Annotated in this window: 15 protein-coding genes; 8 read left to right on the top strand and 7 right to left on the bottom strand. The window is 62.6% G+C overall.

What is annotated here, in order from left to right:
* Positions 1-22 precede the first annotated feature (22 nt).
* From AWB75_RS29695 to AWB75_RS29680, 4 genes are all read right to left on the bottom strand, one after another.
* Positions 23-1,180 (bottom strand): DegT/DnrJ/EryC1/StrS family aminotransferase, encoded by a 1,158-nt coding sequence (locus AWB75_RS29695; RefSeq protein ID WP_061127588.1) that lies wholly within the window; start codon positions 1,178-1,180, stop codon positions 23-25.
* 53 nt (positions 1,181-1,233) lie between these two features.
* Complete coding sequence (locus AWB75_RS29690) at positions 1,234-1,605, bottom strand: SMR family transporter (RefSeq protein ID WP_061127587.1); 372 nt, start codon at positions 1,603-1,605, stop codon at positions 1,234-1,236.
* Positions 1,606-1,681: 76 nt separating this feature from the next.
* On the bottom strand, positions 1,682-3,355 hold the full coding sequence (locus tag AWB75_RS29685; RefSeq protein ID WP_061127586.1) for a glycosyltransferase family 39 protein: 1,674 nt from the start codon (positions 3,353-3,355) through the stop codon (positions 1,682-1,684).
* Between the two features lie 341 nt (positions 3,356-3,696).
* Positions 3,697-4,071, bottom strand: a complete 375-nt coding sequence (locus AWB75_RS29680) for an Mth938-like domain-containing protein (RefSeq protein ID WP_061127585.1) — start codon at positions 4,069-4,071, stop codon at positions 3,697-3,699.
* A 445-nt stretch (positions 4,072-4,516) separates the two neighbouring features.
* Here AWB75_RS29680 and AWB75_RS29675 point away from each other — a divergent pair, with 445 nt between their 5' ends.
* From AWB75_RS29675 to AWB75_RS29660, 4 genes are all read left to right on the top strand, one after another.
* The gene (locus AWB75_RS29675; RefSeq protein WP_061127584.1) at positions 4,517-5,755 is read left to right on the top strand and encodes a pyridoxal phosphate-dependent aminotransferase; all 1,239 of its coding nucleotides are present in this window, start codon (positions 4,517-4,519) and stop codon (positions 5,753-5,755) included.
* A gap of 24 nt (positions 5,756-5,779) precedes the next feature.
* On the top strand, positions 5,780-7,102 hold the full coding sequence (locus tag AWB75_RS29670) for a homoserine dehydrogenase (protein ID WP_061127583.1): 1,323 nt from the start codon (positions 5,780-5,782) through the stop codon (positions 7,100-7,102).
* A 15-nt stretch (positions 7,103-7,117) separates the two neighbouring features.
* Positions 7,118-8,563 carry a threonine synthase gene (gene thrC / locus AWB75_RS29665; protein ID WP_061127582.1) on the top strand — a complete coding sequence of 482 codons (1,446 nt, stop codon included), beginning with the start codon at positions 7,118-7,120 and terminating at the stop codon, positions 8,561-8,563.
* A 188-nt stretch (positions 8,564-8,751) separates the two neighbouring features.
* On the top strand, positions 8,752-10,344 hold the full coding sequence (locus AWB75_RS29660) for an ABC-F family ATPase (protein WP_061127581.1): 1,593 nt from the start codon (positions 8,752-8,754) through the stop codon (positions 10,342-10,344).
* A gap of 68 nt (positions 10,345-10,412) precedes the next feature.
* Here AWB75_RS29660 and AWB75_RS29655 read toward each other — a convergent pair whose 3' ends face one another.
* The 3 genes from AWB75_RS29655 to AWB75_RS29645 form a co-directional block, all read right to left on the bottom strand.
* Positions 10,413-10,616 carry a DUF1289 domain-containing protein gene (locus AWB75_RS29655; protein WP_061127580.1) on the bottom strand — a complete coding sequence of 68 codons (204 nt, stop codon included), beginning with the start codon at positions 10,614-10,616 and terminating at the stop codon, positions 10,413-10,415.
* Between the two features lie 72 nt (positions 10,617-10,688).
* Positions 10,689-11,954: a phospholipase A gene (locus AWB75_RS29650; protein ID WP_061127579.1), complete on the bottom strand. Its 1,266-nt coding sequence runs from the start codon at positions 11,952-11,954 to the stop codon at positions 10,689-10,691.
* An 86-nt stretch (positions 11,955-12,040) separates the two neighbouring features.
* A complete protein-coding gene (locus AWB75_RS29645; RefSeq protein ID WP_061127578.1) occupies positions 12,041-13,378 on the bottom strand; it encodes an Nramp family divalent metal transporter in 1,338 nt (445 codons plus the stop codon).
* A gap of 542 nt (positions 13,379-13,920) precedes the next feature.
* Between AWB75_RS29645 and AWB75_RS29640 the strand changes: the two genes are divergently transcribed.
* From AWB75_RS29640 to AWB75_RS29625, 4 genes are all read left to right on the top strand, one after another.
* Positions 13,921-15,012, top strand: a complete 1,092-nt coding sequence (locus AWB75_RS29640) for a polyamine ABC transporter substrate-binding protein (protein WP_407642181.1) — start codon at positions 13,921-13,923, stop codon at positions 15,010-15,012.
* A 126-nt stretch (positions 15,013-15,138) separates the two neighbouring features.
* Complete coding sequence (locus tag AWB75_RS29635; protein WP_061127576.1) at positions 15,139-16,311, top strand: ABC transporter ATP-binding protein; 1,173 nt, start codon at positions 15,139-15,141, stop codon at positions 16,309-16,311.
* Complete coding sequence (locus tag AWB75_RS29630) at positions 16,308-17,213, top strand: ABC transporter permease subunit (RefSeq protein ID WP_061127575.1); 906 nt, start codon at positions 16,308-16,310, stop codon at positions 17,211-17,213. Before AWB75_RS29635 ends, AWB75_RS29630 begins: the two co-directional genes overlap by 4 nt.
* Positions 17,213-18,028 carry an ABC transporter permease subunit gene (locus AWB75_RS29625; RefSeq protein WP_061127610.1) on the top strand — a complete coding sequence of 272 codons (816 nt, stop codon included), beginning with the start codon at positions 17,213-17,215 and terminating at the stop codon, positions 18,026-18,028. The genes AWB75_RS29630 and AWB75_RS29625 overlap by 1 nt, the downstream gene beginning before the upstream one ends.
* Positions 18,029-18,055: the final 27 nt, after the last annotated feature.

Raw genomic sequence — 18,055 nt, 5'->3', positions numbered from 1 at the left:
TTGGCCTGAGTGTCCTTGCTGGTTACCCGTTGTGCGCGAACTGTTCGCAAATTTCATCGATCGCTTTCACGACGTGTGCGACATCGTCCGTGCTCATCAGCGTGAAGAGCGGCAGCGTGACCGTCGACGCGCCGTAGCGCTCCGCGTGCGGGAACATGCCATCCCTGAACCCGCGCTCGCGATACAGCGTGAAAAGATGCAGCGCCGGATAGTGCAAGCCCGTGCCGATGCCGCGCTCCTTCATCTCTGCCATGAACTCCGCGCGCGTGAGTTTCAATTTGTCGAGCGGCAGCGCGATCTGAAACATATGCCAGTTGCTGTCGGTGAAGTTGCGCAGCGGCAGTCCGACGCCGAGCTTCACGGCGGCGCCGCCTTCGAACGCGTCGAAGTAGGCGCGCGCGAGTTCGCGCCGCTTTTCGGTGAAGCGCTCGATCTGCCGCAACTGGCCAAGGCCGACGCGCGCCGCCACGTCCGTCAGGTTGTACTTGCCGCCGAGCACGTCGCAATCCATGCCGTCGAAGCCCGTGCGCGTGATGCCCTGCAGCCGGTACTTGCGTGCGAGCTCCGCTTCGTCTTCGTTATTGAGCACGAGCGCGCCGCCTTCGATTGACGTGACGTTCTTGTTCGCGTGGAAGCTGAACGACACGATGTCGCCGATCGCGCCGATGCGTTTTCCCTTCCATGTCGAGCCGAACGCTTGCGCCGCGTCCTCGATCACGCGCAGCTTATGGGCGCGCGCGATCTCATAGAGTTTGTCCATGTCGACGGGCAGACCCGCCAGATACACCGGCATGATCGCTTTCGTGCGCGGCGTGATGGCGCGCTCGAGCAGGTCGAGATCGATATTGCGCGTGACCGGGTCGATGTCGACGAACACCGGCGTCGCGCCGACTTCGAGAATCACGTTCGCGGTCGACACCCAGGTCATCGGCGTGGTGATGACTTCGTCGCCCGCACCAACACCCGCGATGCGCAAGCCGATCTCCATCGTGCAGGTGCCCGAGTTGAACGCCCGCACGGGGCGGCCGCCGACGTAGGCGGACAATTCGGCTTCGAACTGCTGATTCTGCGGGCCGGTCGTGATCCAGCCCGAGCGCAGCACGTCGACGACTCCCTGGATGGTTTCTTCGTCGATTTCCGGCTTCACGAAAGGCAGAAACGGCCGCGTTGTTTGAGTCATGGACTATGCGCTTAAAAATGAGTTGATCCGGTCGAACGTTCGACTGCGTGCCGCTAGCCGCGTGCGAGCACCACGACGCCCACGAGAATGATGCTGATTCCGACGAGCCGCTGCATCGACAAGACTTCGCCGAACAGATACCACGCCGCGAACGCATTGACGACGTAGCCGAGCGAGAGCATCGGATACGCGATCGACACTTCCACCCGCGACAGCCCGACGATCCACACGACGACGCTCAGCACATAGCACGCGAGCCCGCCGATGATGGGCCACTGCGTCGCGATCCTGATGCCGACCGGCCAGATGTTGGCGGCCGTCAGATCGAAATGGCCCACCGCGTTCACGCCGGCTTTGAGCAGAAGCTGGGCGCATGCGTTCAACAATACGCCGATGACGATGCAAATAAAGGAAATGGGGTTCATCGCGCGTTTTTCAAATGCGGAACAAGGATACTCGGTTCATCTCGATATGCCGAACGATCGTGCGGCGCAATATCGCTCACGGCTGCGGTTTTTGCACGATCACGCGGCGATAATCGCGTGCGATGACCTGCATGGGCACATGGCGCGCCACGAGCTCGTCGTAGCGGTTCGGCGGCATCAGCGCGAGCGCATAGCGTTCCGCATCCCACCGCCTGATCCAGTCGTCGATGCTCGGCACCCATTTTTGCGGCTCCGTCTGCACGCCGAACGTCAGTTCGTCGGCTTCCTGGACCATGATCATCGTGTGGCCGAGGTAGAAGGGCATCGTGTGATCGAGCTTCGCAATCGAATAGAAGGGTGTGTCGGGCGGCAATTTGGCCATCGCAGCCTTCACCGCCGGCACGAGTTTCACGCCCGAACTCTGCGTGCCGAAGACATCGTGGCCCGAGCCCGCGATCGTGCCGAGCAGCAGCCACGCCGCGCCCAGGCCCGCCGCGCCGGCGAGCACGCTGCGCCGGTTCAGCCAGATCGCGAAGATCGTCACGACGAACGCCACCGCAATGCCCGCGTACACCCAGATCTGGAATTCGCGATAGAGCGCGTTCGGGTTGCTCGCGTTGCCCGCGCGGCCGATGAAGATCGCGCCGAACGCCGCCGCGATCAGAAACACCGCGTAGCCGACCAGATGCATGCGGTACCGCGTCTTCGTCAGCGACGGCAGATAGAGCCCGAGCACGAGCGCGAGGGCGGGCGCCATCGGCAGGACATACGAAAGCAACTTCGAGTGCGACGCGCTGAAGAACAGGAAGATGAAGGCCGACCAGACCAGCAGCATCGTGACCGGCGCGAAACCGTTGGGCTGACGCGGCGTTTTCAGGCCGTGACGCACGCTCTGAAAGGCAATCGACAGCCACGGCAAAAAACCGACGAGCAGCACGGGCACGAAGTAGTACCACGCGCCAGGACGGTTCTGCTCGGGCGTCAGATAACGGTTGAACTGCTGGACGATGAAAAAGAAGTTGAAGAACTCGGGGTTCTTCATCTGCACGAGCGCGAACCACGGGCCCGTCACGATCAGGAACACGATCAGCCCGCTGCCGATATAAAGCCTTTTCCAGAGCGCCCAGTCGCGCGAGACGAGCGAATAGAGGATAAGAATCGCGCCCGGCAGGATCAGGCCGACCAGCCCCTTCGACAGCACCGCCGCGCCCATGCCGGCCCAGCAGAGCCACATCCACAGGCGCACTTGTCGCGTCGGCAGGCCGGGACGCTGGGCGAGCAGAAGCGCGCAGAGCGTCAGTTCCATCCAGAACGACAGGCCCATGTCGAGCACGTTGAAGTGGCCCAGCAGATTCCAGAACGGGCTGGTCGCGAGAATGACCGCAGCGGCGAAGCCGGTCATCGCATTGAACACGCGCGTGCCGGTGTAGCCGACGAGCAGCACGCCCGCGAAGCCCGTGAGCGCCGTATAGAGCCGCGCCTGCCATTCGCCGATGCCGAACCAGGCGAAGGTGAGCGCGTTCGCCCAAGTCTGCAGCGGCGGCTTTTCGAAGTATTTGTAGCCGTTGTAACGCGGCGTGATCCAGTCTCCGGTCACGAACATCTCGCGCGCCATTTCGGCGTAGCGGCCTTCGTCGCTCGGCACCAGATGGCGGTAGCCGAGCGGCGCGAACCAGACGATCGCGAGCGCGAGAATCAGAAGAATGAGCGAAAGATGCGTGAGCGGTAGCCGCGAAGGCTTATCGTTCATGGAGTCGACCTGTCCGATGCCGCGATGCGCGGCGCTAGTGAAACGAAATGAGCGTTGGATGCGGGCTGCGCGAAGAGACGTCGTGCGCATGCTCAGGCACGCATTTTCGCTGCGAGTTCGCCAGTGCTGTTGTGCCGCACGTCAGCCCGCGACTGGATCGACGTCCCGGCGACACCGCCGGCTACGCCGCGCCGCACCCGATGCGTCCGCGAAAGACGCATGCGGGCGCGAGTGTAGCGCACGCCCGGCCGGCTTTTGTCAAATTTGACTCGGAGCAGCGCGCCGATAGGGGCCCGGCGGAAGTCTGCCAGCGCTTCCTTAACGCTTCCTTAGGCGTGTTCTCAGGCTTCGATCAGAAGCGCGGCGGCCACGCGGCGGCCTTCGGACATCAGGATGTTATAGGTGCGGCACGCCGCGCCGAAATCCATCGTCTCGACACCGATGCGATGCTTCGCGAGTTGCGCGGTCAGACGCGGATGCGGAAAGCGCAGCCGCGACCCACTGCCGAAGATGACGACTTCCGGCGCCGCCTCGACGAGCGCCTGGAAGTGCTCGGGCGTGAGCGCGTCGAACGCCGACACCGGCCACGCCGCAACGGGCGTTTCGGGCATGACGATCACACTGCCTTCGTGTCTTTCGAGATTGACCGCCACGAAACCGTCTCCGTAGCTCGTTATGGTGTTGAGCGCTCTGTTGGAATCCTGGTGCAGTTTCAAAACAGTGATCCGGCAAGGGAAAGAGGAAGACTCGGCGCAGGAATCGGTTCCGGGCGGCTCCAGGCGTTTTGCGCCGGCTTTCGCGACGAAAAACCGCGTTCCTTTGGTGCATTGCGGAACTGAGTCATAATCAGTAAATTATAACTTTTCGGCTGCCGGGCTTGCTCGTGCGCCGCCCGTTGCGCTCGCGTGCCAGCCACAAGCCGCCTCCGACACGCAATCCGGTCCGCATCGCCCATGCCTTACCTGGCGCGGCGTCTAAAATGCATCGTTCGGCGCTCGGGAACGCGCGAGTCGTCCGGGCGAGCCACCTTCAGGCATCACTCTCGGTTTTCGCATCACGCTCGTCGGCTGCCCGCGCGCGCGGCTGCCTGCGCAGAATACCGAGCCGCACCGATCACATCAAGAACCCGTCCGCATTCACAACAGACCCAGAGCGCAAGCCGTGAAACCGATTCTCAAATCCAACAAGCTGCAAAACGTCTGCTACGACATTCGCGGGCCTGTGCTCGAACATGCGAAGCGCCTCGAGGAAGAAGGCCATCGCATCATCAAGCTGAATATCGGCAATCTCGCGCCGTTCGGCTTCGACGCGCCGGACGAGATCATCCAGGACATGATCCGCAATCTGCCGGGCAGCTCGGGCTATTCGGATTCGAAGGGCGTGTTCGCCGCGCGCAAGGCGATCATGCATTACACGCAGCAAAAGGGCGTGGCGGGCGTGGAGCTGGACGATATCTACATCGGCAATGGCGCGTCGGAGCTCATCGTCATGGCGATGCAGGCGCTGCTCAACGACGGCGACGAAGTGCTGCTGCCCGCGCCGGATTACCCCCTGTGGACCGCGGCGGTGAGCCTGTCGTCGGGCACGCCGCGCCACTACATGTGCGACGAAAGCAACGGCTGGATGCCGGATCTCGACGACATCCGCGCGAAGATCACGCCGCACACGAAGGCGCTCGTCGTCATCAACCCGAACAACCCAACGGGCGCGTTGTACTCGGACGAATTGCTGCGCGAGCTGATTGCGCTCGCGCGCGAGCATGGCCTCATCATTTTCGCGGACGAGGTCTACGACAAGATCATTTACGACGGCAAGACGCATACGTCGATGGCCGCGCTCTCCGAGGACGTGATCACGGTCACGTTCAACAGTCTGTCGAAGAGCTATCGTTCGTGCGGTTATCGCGCGGGCTGGATGGCGATTTCCGGGCTGATCGAAGAGAACCGCCGCCGCGCGAAAGATTATCTGGAAGGGCTGGGCATTCTCGCGTCGATGCGCCTGTGCCCGAACGTGCCCGGCCAGTACGCCATTCAAACGGCGCTCGGCGGCTATCAGAGCATCAACGACCTGATCGTGCCGAGCGGGCGTCTCTTCAAGCAGCGCGAGCTCGCGTACGACATGCTCACCGCCATTCCGGGCGTCACCTGCGTGAAGCCGCAGGCCGCGCTGTATATGTTCCCGAAGCTCGATCCGAAGATGTACCCGATTCAGGACGACCAGCAATTCATCACCGACCTGCTGCTCGAAGAACGCGTTTTACTTGTGCAGGGCACGGGCTTCAACTGGCCGACGCCGGATCACTTCCGCGTGGTCTTCCTGCCGAACGTCGACGATCTCGCGGATTCGATCAACCGCATCGCGCGCTTCCTCGACGGTTATCGCAAACGGCATTCCGCTTAATTTCTCTTTAAAGACTCGCGCTGCATGGAACCGATCAAAGTAGGACTCTTGGGCTTCGGCACGGTCGGCAGCGGCACCTTCACGGTGCTGCGCCGTAACCAGGAAGAAATCAAACGACGCGCGGGACGCGGCATCGAAATCGCGCGCGTCGCGGTGCGCACGCCGGCGAAGGCCGAGGCCGCCGCTACCCAGGGCATCGCCGTCACGGACGACTTCAACGCGGTCGTCGACGATCCTTCCATCGACATCGTGTGCGAAATGATCGGCGGCACGGGCTTCGCACGCGAACTCGTGCTGCGCGCGATCGCGAACGGCAAGCACGTGGTGACGGCCAACAAGGCGCTGCTCGCGGTGCACGGCACTGAGATCTTCGAAGCCGCGCGCGCGAAGGGCGTGATGGTCGCGTTCGAAGCGGCGGTGGCAGGCGGCATTCCGATCATCAAGGCGCTGCGCGAAGGGCTGACGGCGAACCAGATCCAGTACATCGCGGGCATCATCAACGGCACGACGAACTACATCCTCTCCGAGATGCGCGACCGCGGGCTCGACTTCGCGACCGCATTGAAGGCCGCGCAAGAACTCGGTTACGCCGAAGCCGATCCGACCTTCGACATCGAAGGCGTGGACGCCGCGCACAAGGTCACGATCATGAGCGCGATCGCATTCGGCGTGCCGGTGCAGTTCGATCGCGCCTACGTGGAAGGCATCAGCAAGCTCGCGGCCATCGACATTCGCTACGCCGAGGATCTCGGCTATCGGATCAAGCTGCTCGGCATCGCGCGGCGCACGGAGAAGGGCATCGAATTGCGCACGCATCCGACGCTGATCCCGGCAAAACGCCTGCTCGCGAACGTGGAAGGCGCGATGAACGCGGTCGTCGTGCACGGCGATGCGGTCGGCACCACGCTTTACTACGGCAAGGGCGCGGGCGCGGAACCGACGGCGTCGGCGGTCGTCGCCGATCTCGTCGACGTGACGCGTCTGCATACGGCCGACCCGGAGCATCGCGTGCCGCATCTGGCGTTCCAGCCGGACAGCCTGTCGAACACGCCGATCCTGCCGATCGACGAAGTGACGAGCGGTTACTACCTGCGCCTGCGCGTGGCGGACGTGACGGGCGTTTTGGCGAATATCACGCGCATTCTCGCCGACAAGGCCATTTCGATCGACGCGTTGCTGCAAAAGGAATCGGAAGAGGTCGACGGCGCGAACAAGGGCGAAACGGACATCATCCTCATCACGCACGAGACGCTGGAGAAGAACGTGAACGCGGCGATCGCGGAAATCGAAGCGCTCTCCACGGTCGTCTCGAAGGTGACGAAGCTGCGCATGGAAGCGCTCAACTAAGCACGGGTTAGCACGATGAACTACATCTCGACGCGCGGCGCCGGCCAGAACGAGCGCCACACGTTTTCCGACATCCTGCTGGGCGGTCTCGCAAAGGACGGCGGCCTGTATCTGCCGGCGGACTATCCGCGCGTATCTGGCGATGAACTCGCTGGCTGGCGCACATTGTCCTACGCGGATCTCGCGTTCGAAGTGCTGTCGAAGTTCAGCGACGACATTCCCGCCGACGACCTGCGCTCGCTCACGCGCAAGACCTACACCGCGCAGACGTACAGCAACGTGCGTCACGAAGAGAGCGCGGCGCAGATCACGCCTTTGAAGACGCTCGGCGAGGAAAACGGCGCGACGCTGTCGCTGCTGGAACTGTCGAACGGTCCGACGCTCGCCTTCAAGGACATGGCGATGCAACTGCTCGGCAACCTGTTCGAGTACGCACTGGCCAAGCACGGCGAGGAACTGAACATACTCGGCGCGACCTCGGGCGACACCGGCAGCGCCGCCGAATACGCGATGCGCGGCAAAGCCGGCGTGCGCGTGTTCATGCTGTCGCCGCACAAGAAGATGAGCGCGTTCCAGACCGCGCAGATGTTTTCGCTGCAGGACCCGAACATCTTCAATCTCGCGGTCGAAGGCAATTTCGACAACTGCCAGGACATCGTCAAGGCCGTGTCGAACGATCATGCGTTCAAGGCGAAACACAAGATCGGCACCGTCAATTCGATCAACTGGGCGCGCGTCGTCGCGCAGGTCGTGTACTACTTCAAAGGCTATTTCGCCGCGACGAAGAGCAACGACGAGCGCGTGTCGTTCACGGTGCCGTCGGGCAACTTCGGCAACGTGTGCGCGGGGCACATCGCCCGCATGATGGGTCTGCCGATCGATCAGCTCGTCGTCGCGACCAACGAAAACGACGTGCTCGACGAGTTCTTCAAGACGGGCGTGTACCGCGTGCGCGGCGCGACGGAGACGTATCACACGACCAGCCCGAGCATGGATATTTCGAAGGCGTCGAATTTCGAGCGCTTCGTGTACGACCTTCTGGGCCGCGATCCGGCGCGCGTGCTGCAACTTTTCCGCGATGTCGAGGAGAAGGGCGGCTTCGATCTCGCGGCGAGCGGCGATTTCGCGCGCGTGCAGCAATTCGGCTTCGTGTCGGGCAAGAGCGGGCACGACGATCGCGTGAAAACGATCCGCGACGTGTTCGGGCGCTATCAGACGATGATCGACACGCACACCGCTGACGGCGTGAAGGTCGCGCGGGAGAATCTGAAGCCCGGCGTGCCGATGATCGTTCTGGAAACCGCGCAGCCGATCAAGTTCGGCGAAACCATCCGCGAGGCGCTCAATCGCGAACCGGAACGGCCTTCGGCCTTCGTGGGACTTGAAAAACTGCCACAAAGGTTCGATATCGTTCCCGCGGATGCGGCCGTGGTGAAGGCGTTCGTCGCCGAACGGACATAACGCGAGAGACGCATCCGCCTCGTGCGGAGCGTGTCGAAGCGCACGGGGCGCGGCCGCATGGGCCGCGCCCTTTTTTCTTCGCGATGAAGTCGCGTGAAGCTCACGCCTCGGGTGAAACGCGGGAAAGCCCCGCCAAAAGCTGCTAAAATCTCAGGTTTTTCGTCGTACCCCATTCAAAAGGACGCGCCGTGCTGTCTACCGCCAACATCACCATGCAATTCGGGCCCAAGCCCCTCTTCGAGAACATCTCGGTCAAGTTCGGCGAAGGAAACCGCTATGGACTGATCGGGGCGAACGGCTGCGGCAAGTCGACGTTCATGAAAATCCTGGGCGGCGATCTCGAGCCGAGTTCCGGCAACGTCATGCTGGAGCCGAACATTCGTCTGGGCAAACTGCGCCAGGACCAGTTCGCGTACGAAGACATGCGCGTGCTCGACGTCGTCATGATGGGCCACACCGAAATGTGGGCCGCGATGACCGAGCGCGACGCGATCTACGCAAACCCCGACGCGACGGATGACGACTACATGCGCGCCGCCGAGCTCGAAGCGAAATTCGCCGAGTACGACGGCTATACGGCCGAGGCGCGCGCGGGCGAACTGCTGCTCGGCATCGGCATCGACATCAACGATCACAATGGTCCGATGAGCAATGTCGCGCCCGGCTGGAAGTTGCGCGTGCTGCTCGCACAGGCGCTGTTCTCGAAGCCCGACGTGCTGCTGCTCGACGAGCCGACCAACAACCTCGACATCAACTCGATCCGCTGGCTGGAAGACATCCTCAACCAGTACAACTCGACGATGATCATCATCTCGCACGATCGACACTTCCTGAACCAGGTCTGCACGCACATGGCGGACATGGACTACGGCACGCTGAAGGTCTGGCCGGGCAACTACGACGACTACATGCTCGCGTCGACGCAGGCGCGCGAGCGTCAGCAGGCGGCGAACCAGAAGGCGAAGGAGCGCGTGGCCGATCTGCAGGACTTCGTGCGCCGCTTCTCGGCGAACAAGTCGAAGGCGCGTCAGGCGACCAGCCGTCTGAAGATGATCGACAAGATCAAGATCGAGGAATTCAAGCCGTCGTCGCGTCAGAACCCGTTCATCCGCTTCGAATATGAAAAGAAGCTGCATAACATCGCCGTGGTCGCGGAAGAGATCACGAAGAAGTACGACCGCACGATTTTCCAGAATTTTTCGATTTCCGTGCAGCCGGGCGAGCGCATCGCGATCATCGGCGAGAACGGCGCCGGCAAGACGACGCTGCTGAAGTCGCTCAAGGGCGCGCTGGATCTCGATCACGGCACCGTGAAGTGGGCGGAGAACGCGAACGTCGGCTACATGCCGCAGGACACCTACGAAGAGTTTCCGAAGGACGAGACGCTGACCGACTGGATCGACCAGTACCGCAAGGAAGGCGATGACGAGCAAATGATGCGCGGCACGCTCGGCCGTCTGCTTTTCAATGCGGACGACATCAAGAAGAACGTGAAGGTGCTGTCGGGCGGCGAGAAGGGCCGCATGATCTGGGGCAAGCTGATGCTCGGCCGCCACAACGTGCTCTTGATGGACGAGCCGACGAACCACATGGACATGGAGTCGATCGAGTCGCTGCAGATCGCGCTGGAGAAGTTCGAAGGCACGCTGATCTTCGTGTCGCACGACCGCGAGTTCGTGAGCGGGCTGGCGGACCGGATCATCGAAGTGAAAACCGATGGCACGCTGAGGGACTTCGGCGGGAATTACGAAGACTTCTTGTCGAGTCAGGGGATTCAGTAAGCACGCCGCGTCGCCAGCAGAATGGAAAAAAGCCGCGTATGCGGCTTTTCTCGTTCGTACACGCCGGTTTACAGCCTGTCATTCCGAAACCGCATCGCCGTGCCCTCGCGCTTGATGCGCTCCCAGATCGCGCGTTTCTCCTCGTCGTTGAGAAACACCCAGTTGGACACTTCGCCGGCCGTGCGGCCGCAGCCCTTGCACACGTCGTCGAAAAGCGTGGAGCACACGCCGATACAGGGGCTGTCGGGAAGGTCGTGAAGATTCGAAGACATGGGGCTCACTCATGACCGCGTCATCGTCCGAAAAAAGGGGCGAAAACAGGGCGGTCCAAATCGTAAAAAAGTTCAGCGCGCGATACTGTAGCCTATTCGCGCGATCCAGTGATGTCGCTGGTTGTAGTCGAGGATGTCTTCGCCGTAGCCGTTGAAGTAACTCGCGAACAGATAGCCGCCCCATGCGCTGCCGATCAGCGTCGCAAGCGGATAGGTGAGCTGCGACTCGACGCTGCCGTACCAGTGCTTCGTGCCCTTGCGGAGCGTGGTCGCGAGCTGCCAGCCGTCCGGGCTGCCGTACTTCACGAGAAAGTCCACATAGCCGCGATAATCCGCGATGTCCTCGTTGCCGGCCTTCGACAAGTAGTAGTAGAACTTCGGCGAGAGCGTCAGGTGATTGCCGTTCAGGTCACCGAAATCCCAGGTCGGACGCACGAACGCGATATTGATCGAGCGGGATTCGTCGCCGCTCTTGCCGTTCGATTCGCGCCCGAAACCCGCGGAAACGCCCATGCGCGTGAAGAGCGGACTCTTCCATCCGGTGTCCTCGACGTAATAGAACAATTGCGGCTGGAAGCTGATGTCGCGAAAGGGCGATGACTCCGCGGAAAGATTCCAGATCGCCGTCTGCGTGTAGCCGAAGTAGAGATTGTCCAGCAAGCCGCGAGAGCGCGGATCGTCGGGCAGATGCAGACGGTACTTGAAGCTGAACTGGAATTTGGCGAGGTTGTCGCCGTTCTTGCCATCGGCGAAATAAATCGGATCGAACGTCGAAAAACGGCCTGAGAGCATCGTGTCGCTGGTGGATGTCATCAAGGGGACGGCGTTCGCAGCGGCGCTCGCGCTCGCGACCTGCTCGGGCGTCGTCGCCTGTGTTTCGCGCCGCTCGGCCGCCGCAACCTGCGTCTGCGATTCGCCGCGATTGATCGTGACGAGCATCGGCGATGCATCGAAACCGACCGGGTCGATCTTCACCGTACCGCGCGCCGAGTCCGGCCACGGCGCCGAAAAGCGCACGCGGCGATATTGCCCGGGCGCGAGATGCAGGCGGTCGGGCACGTTCGGATCGCGCGCGAGCGTGAGCGGCGCGGGCGGCAGATCGCCGTTGGTCAGGTTCACCGTGAGTTGCTTCGGTAGTTCGACGGTCAGGGGTGTCGGGTCGTCGTCGGTATAGAGCAGCGTCAGTTCCAGCGGCTGCGAACCGGCGGCTTCGCGCGCGGGCTGAAGCACGGCAACGGTCGCGTGGGCCATGCCGCTTGCACCGAGCAACGCAAAAAGAAGCGTGAACGTGCGTGCGCAGCCGGATTTCGGCCAGATCCATCGTGGGCCTTGAGCCATGTAGTTCGTGTCCTGTTTCGGGCGCCTGATCGGTGTGACAGCGAAAACGGCACCGTGATCCCGACATCGGCGCCTGATCGACGACTTCAGCCCAAGAAAATCGCCTGCCACAACATCGTGCCGTTCAGCGCGACGATCACGCCCGCGCACGCCCACGCCAGCGCGAGCGGCACGCGTGCGACGCGCCAGCGGCCCATCAGACCGAAGTCGGAGGCGAAGCGCACGAGCGGAATGACGGCGAGCGGCAGTTGCAGGCTCAGCACGACCTGCGTCGCGACGAGAAGCGCGTTCGAGCCGTGCTGCCCGAAGCTGCCGACCGCGACGAGCGCCGGCCCGATCGCGAGGCCGCGGGTCAGCAGCGCGCGGGCCCAACGGGCCATCTTCAGGCGCAGGAAGCCTTCCATGACCGCCTGGCCCGCGAGCGTGCCGGTGACCGTGGCGTTCAAGCCGCAAGCGAGCAGGGCGACGGCGAACACCACGCCCGCCCAATGACTGCCGACGAGCGGCGCGATGAGCCGGTGCGCATCGGCGAGATCATCGACCTCGATGTGACCGCTCGTGTGAAATACCGCCGCGGCGACCACCAGCAGCGACGCGTTGACGATGAACGCGAGCCCGAGCGACGCGAAGGTGTCGATGTTCACGCCGTGCAGCGCGCGCCCGATGCTCGGATCGTCGCGGGCGCCCGCGTGCTCCTTCACGAGCGCCGAGTGCAGATAGAGGTTGTGCGGCATCACCGTGGCGCCGAGAATGCCCGCCGCGAGCCAGAGCATGCCGGCGTCGCGCAGAAGTTCGCGCGATGGCGCGAGCCCGCGCATCGCCTCGCCCCAGACCGGATGCGCGAGCGCGAGTTCGACCACGAAGCAGAAGCTCACGAGGAAGATCAGCGTCGTCACGGCGCGCTGCAGCGGCCGGCGTCCGCGGCTTTGCAGGGCGAGCATCGCGAGAGTGCCGACCGCCGAGATCAGCACGCCGCCGGTGAGCGAGAGGCCGAAGAGCATCTGGAGCGCCACGGCGCTGCCGACGACCTCGGCGACATCGCACGCGATGATCGCGATTTCGCACGCGATCCACAGCACGAGCGTCGTGCGGCGGCTGTAGCGCTCGCGGCACAGTTGCGCGAGATCGCGCCCGGTCACGACGCCCACGCGCGATGCGACCCATTGCAGCAGCATACCCATCAGGCTCGCGAGCAGGACGACGAAGAGCAGCGAGTAGCCGTAGCGCGCGCCGCCCGACAGCGCCGTCGCCCAGTTGCCAGGGTCCATATAGCCCACAGCGACGAGCGCACCCGCGCCCGCGAAGGAGTACCAGCGTCCGCGCGGGCGCGGCGACCGTGACCGATCCTCGCGGCTTGCCGCGGGCGACTGCGCGTCGGATTTCGCGACGGAAAGCTGGGCGAGCGCGGACGGATTGGTATTCATCCGGAAAACGGCCTCGAATAGCAATGCAACGGCGGCGTCGGTCAGTCGTGCGCGCGGGTTGCCGGTTAACAAAACGCCGCTGTTCGCGGCGCACGTCGAATTGGCTCGCAACAACTGTTCCGCTGGCTATTCGTCAGGCTCGGACGCCCTTCATACGGGGCTGCGGACGGCCGATCACGAATAATGACATTGCATCGGGCTTACGCGCCCGCGCGCCACGATGGGAGTGTGGCTTTATCAGGTGCCGCCGGGAGCGATTAGGGGCTAAAATGCGCGCTCTTTCTGACGGCCCGCGATGCGGGTGCGTGGCCGCCGCAAGTGCTGCGAGGCTTGTCGGCCGTGCAGCGCAAGGGCGTGTACATTTTGCGCGACAGGCGGCGCATTAATTTTTGTCGCGCTTGTGTTTAATGGTAGTTTCCGGGTTTCAAAAGGAGTCGCGAGCCCGATCGGGGCGTGAAACGACGCGCGGGAATCGCGCGCCACGACGCCGTGACAAGCAGGAACAAGGGAGAATCGAAATGAACGAGAAACTGGCGAGCCGCATGGCCAAGCTGGCGGGCGCCCTGACATGCGCCGCGATGTTGACTCCGCTCGCAGCGATGGCGAAAGACACGCAGCTGAACGTGTACAACTGGTCGGACTATATCGCCAAGGACACGATCCCCAACTTCACCAAGCAGAGCGGCATCAAGGTGAAGTACGACAACTACGACAGCGACGACACCCTCCAGGCCAAGCTGCTCACCGGCCGTTCGGGCTATGACATCGTCGTGCCGACGTCGAACTATGCTGGCAAGCAGATCGCCGCAAACATCTTCGCCCCGCTCGACAAGTCGAAACTCCCGAACCTCAAGTATCTCGACCCCGACCTGATGAAGCTCGTCGAAGGCGCGGACCCCGGCAACAAGTACACGGTGCCCTGGGCGTACGGCACGACCGGCCTCGGCTATAACGTCGACAAGGCGAAGCAGATTCTGGGCGCCAACGCCGAACTCAACAACTGGGACATCCTCTTCAAGCCCGAGAACATCTCGAAGCTGAAGGCGTGCGGCGTCTCGGTGCTCGACGCGCCGGACCAGATGTTCGCGGCCGCGCTGCACTACATCGGCAAGGACCCGATGAGCACGAATCCGGCCGACTATCGCGACGCGCTCGCGATGATGAAGAAGATCCGCCCGTACATCACGCAGTTCAATTCGTCGGGCTATATCAACGACATGGTCGGTGGCGACATCTGCTTCACCTACGGCTGGTCGGGCGACGTCGTGATCGCGAAGCATCGCGCGGTCGACGCGAAGAAGCCGTTCAAGATCGAGTACTACATTCCGAAGGGCGGCGCGCCCGTCTGGTTCGACGTAATGGCGATCCCGAAGGACGCGAAGAACAAGGACGCCGCGCACGAGTGGATCAACTACATCGAAACGCCGCAGGTTCACGCCGCCATCACGAACGCGGTGTATTACCCGAGCGCCAACCTCGAAGCGCGCAAGTACGTGGACAAGGACGTCGCGAACGATCCGGCCGTGTATCCGCCGCAGGATGTCATCAAGACGCTGTTCCTGCTGAAGCCGCTGCCGCCGGAAATCCAGCGCCTGCAGACGCGGCTCTGGACGGAATTCAAGTCCGGCCGATGAAGCGCGCAAGCCGGTTATTTATTTGAATCGACGAAGCCCTCGGACCGCCGGGGGCTTTGTTCGTGGCCGCAGCGCAGGGCGCGCGCCACCCGAAACGTATGGAAGCAAGGAGTCGAACAGGCAATCATGAGTGAGCAGTCGAGCGCATTGAAGGCAGCGCCTAATTCCGGCCGGCGCGAGCCGGGCAGTTCCGGTGCGGCCCCGGCCACGGACGACAACTTCGTGCAGATCGTCGATGTCGTGAAGAAATTCGGCGAGACGACGGCGGTTCGGGGCGTCAACCTGTCGGTGAAAAAGGGCGAGCTGTTCGCGCTGCTCGGCAGTTCCGGCTGCGGCAAGTCGACGCTTCTGCGTATGCTCGCCGGGCTCGAGTCGGTGACCGAAGGGCAGATCCTGATCGACGGCGAAGACCTCGCTAAGATGCCGCCGTACAACCGGCCCGTGAACATGATGTTCCAGTCCTACGCGCTCTTTCCGCACATGAGCGTCGAATCGAATGTCGCGTTCGGGCTGAAGCAGGAAGGCGTCAAGGGCGGTGAGCTGAAAGATCGCGTGCACAACGCGTTGCAGCTCGTGCAGATGGCGCAGTACGCGAAGCGCAAGCCGCATCAGTTGTCGGGCGGCCAGCAACAGCGCGTCGCACTCGCGCGCAGTCTCGTCAAGCGCCCCAAGCTCCTGTTGCTCGACGAGCCGATGTCCGCGCTCGACAAGCAGATCCGCCAGCGCACGCAGATCGAGCTGGTGAATATCCTCGATACGGTCGGCGTCACCTGCATAATGGTGACGCACGATCAGGAAGAGGCGATGACGATGGCCAATCGCCTCGCCGTGATGAGCGAAGGGCAAATCGTGCAGCTCGGTACGCCGCACGAAGTCTACGAATATCCGAACACGCGCTTCTCGGCACAGTTCATCGGTTCGACCAATCTCTTCGATGGCAATGTCGTCGAGGACGAGCCGGATCATGTGTTCGTCGAATCGTCCGAGCTGCCGGTGCGGCTCTACGTGAGCCACGGCATCACCGGACCACTCGGCATGCCGGTGACGATTTCCGTGCGCCCCGAGCGCATCGCGCTGACGAGAAAGCCGCCCGAAGGCGCGTACAACTGGGGCCGCGGCAAGGTGACGAACATCGCGTATATGGGCGGTTACACGCTCTATCACGTGACGCTCGACTCCGGGAAAGTGGTGGTCGCGAACCTGTCGAGCCTCGCGATCGGCGAGATCGATTCGCCCACCTTCGGCGACGAGGTCTACGTGCGCTGGAGCGCGTCGGCCGGCGTGGTGCTGACGTCATGATGAAGCTGCTCAACCGTTTCGGCGTGAGCGGGCGCTCGCTGGTCATAGGCGGGCCGTATCTGTGGCTCCTGCTGCTGTTCTTCGTGCCGTTCCTGCTCGTCGTGAAGATCAGCTTCTCGGACAGCCAGCTCGGCATTCCGCCGTACACGGATCTCGTGAAGATGGAAGAGGGCGTGATGCACATCGCGCTCGACTTCGCTCACTATGCGTTCCTGATTCAGGACAGCCTGTACTTCGCGACCTACATGAACTCGCTGCTGGTCGCGGCGGTCTCCACCTTGCTGTGCCTGATCATCGGCTATCCGATGGCGTATTACATCGCGCGCTCGAATCCGGCCTCGCGCAACATCCTGATGATGGCCGTGATGCTGCCGTTCTGGACGTCCTTCCTGATCCGCGTGTATGCGTGGATCGGCATCCTGAAGAACAACGGACTGCTCAACAACTTTCTGATGTCGATCGGCCTGCTGCATTCGCCGATCGAGCTGTATCACACGAATATCGCGGTGTATATCGGCATGGTGTATTCGTATCTGCCGTTCCTCGTGATGCCGCTCTACGCGCATCTGGTGAAGATGGACCTGACACTGCTCGAAGCCGCTTACGATCTCGGCGCGAAACCGTGGAAGGCGTTCGTGCAGATCACGCTGCCGCTGTCGAAGAACGGCATCATCGCCGGGTGTCTGCTGGTGTTCATTCCGGCGGTGGGCGAGTACGTGATTCCTGAGCTGCTCGGTGGAGCGGATACCTTGATGATCGGCCGGGTCATGTGGAACGAGTTCTTCAACAATGCCGACTGGCCGATGGCCTCCGCCGTCACCTGCGCGATGGTGCTGCTCCTGCTCGTGCCGATGGCGCTCTTCCAGCATTTCCAGGCCAAGCAACTGGAGGAGAAGCGATGATCAAGCCCAGCCGTCCGTTGCAGATCACCGCGCTCGGGCTCGGGTTTGCGTTTCTGTATATCCCGATCCTGAGTCTCATCGTTTATTCGTTCAACGACTCGCCGCTCGTCACGGTCTGGACCGAGCCGTCGCTCAAGTGGTATCGCGCGCTCGTCTCCGACGACGAGCTCATCAACGCCGCGTGGCTGTCGCTGCGCATCGCGTTTTTCACGGCGTGCGCGTCGGTCGTCATCGGCACGTGGGCGGGTTTCGTGCTCGCGCGCATGGGGCGCTTCAGGGGCTTCGCGCTCTATACCGGCATGATCAACGCGCCGCTCGTGATCCCCGAAGTCATTCAGGGCATTTCGCTGCTGCTGCTGTTCGTGGAAATGTCGAAGCTCATCGGCTGGCCGGATCGCGGATTCTTCACGATCTGGATCGGCCACGTGATGCTGTGCATTTCGTATGTCGCGATCATCGTGGAGTCGCGCGTGCGGGAACTGAATCCGTCGCTCGAAGAGGCCGCGCTCGATCTGGGCGCGACGCCGTTGCGCGTGTTTTTCTCGATCACGCTGCCGTTGATCTCGCAGGCGCTCGTCGCGGGATGGCTTTTGTCGTTCACGCTGTCGATCGACGATCTGGTGCTGTCGGCGTTCCTGTCCGGCCCAGGCTCGACGACGCTGCCGCTCGTCGTGTTCTCGCGCGTGCGTCTCGGTCTGAATCCGGAGATGAATGCGCTGGCGACACTGTTCATCGCGCTCGTAACGATCGGTGTGATCGCGGCGAATTACTTCATGCAGAGGAGTGAGCGCAGACGGCTGGCCGAGGTGATGTAAAACTCACACGTCCGCAAACCGTTTTCG

Source organism: Caballeronia catudaia (genome assembly GCF_001544755.2).
Taxonomy (GTDB): domain Bacteria; phylum Pseudomonadota; class Gammaproteobacteria; order Burkholderiales; family Burkholderiaceae; genus Caballeronia; species Caballeronia catudaia.
The sequence above is the reverse complement of the archived record's forward strand: the minus strand, read 5'-3'. Positions and strand labels throughout refer to the sequence as shown.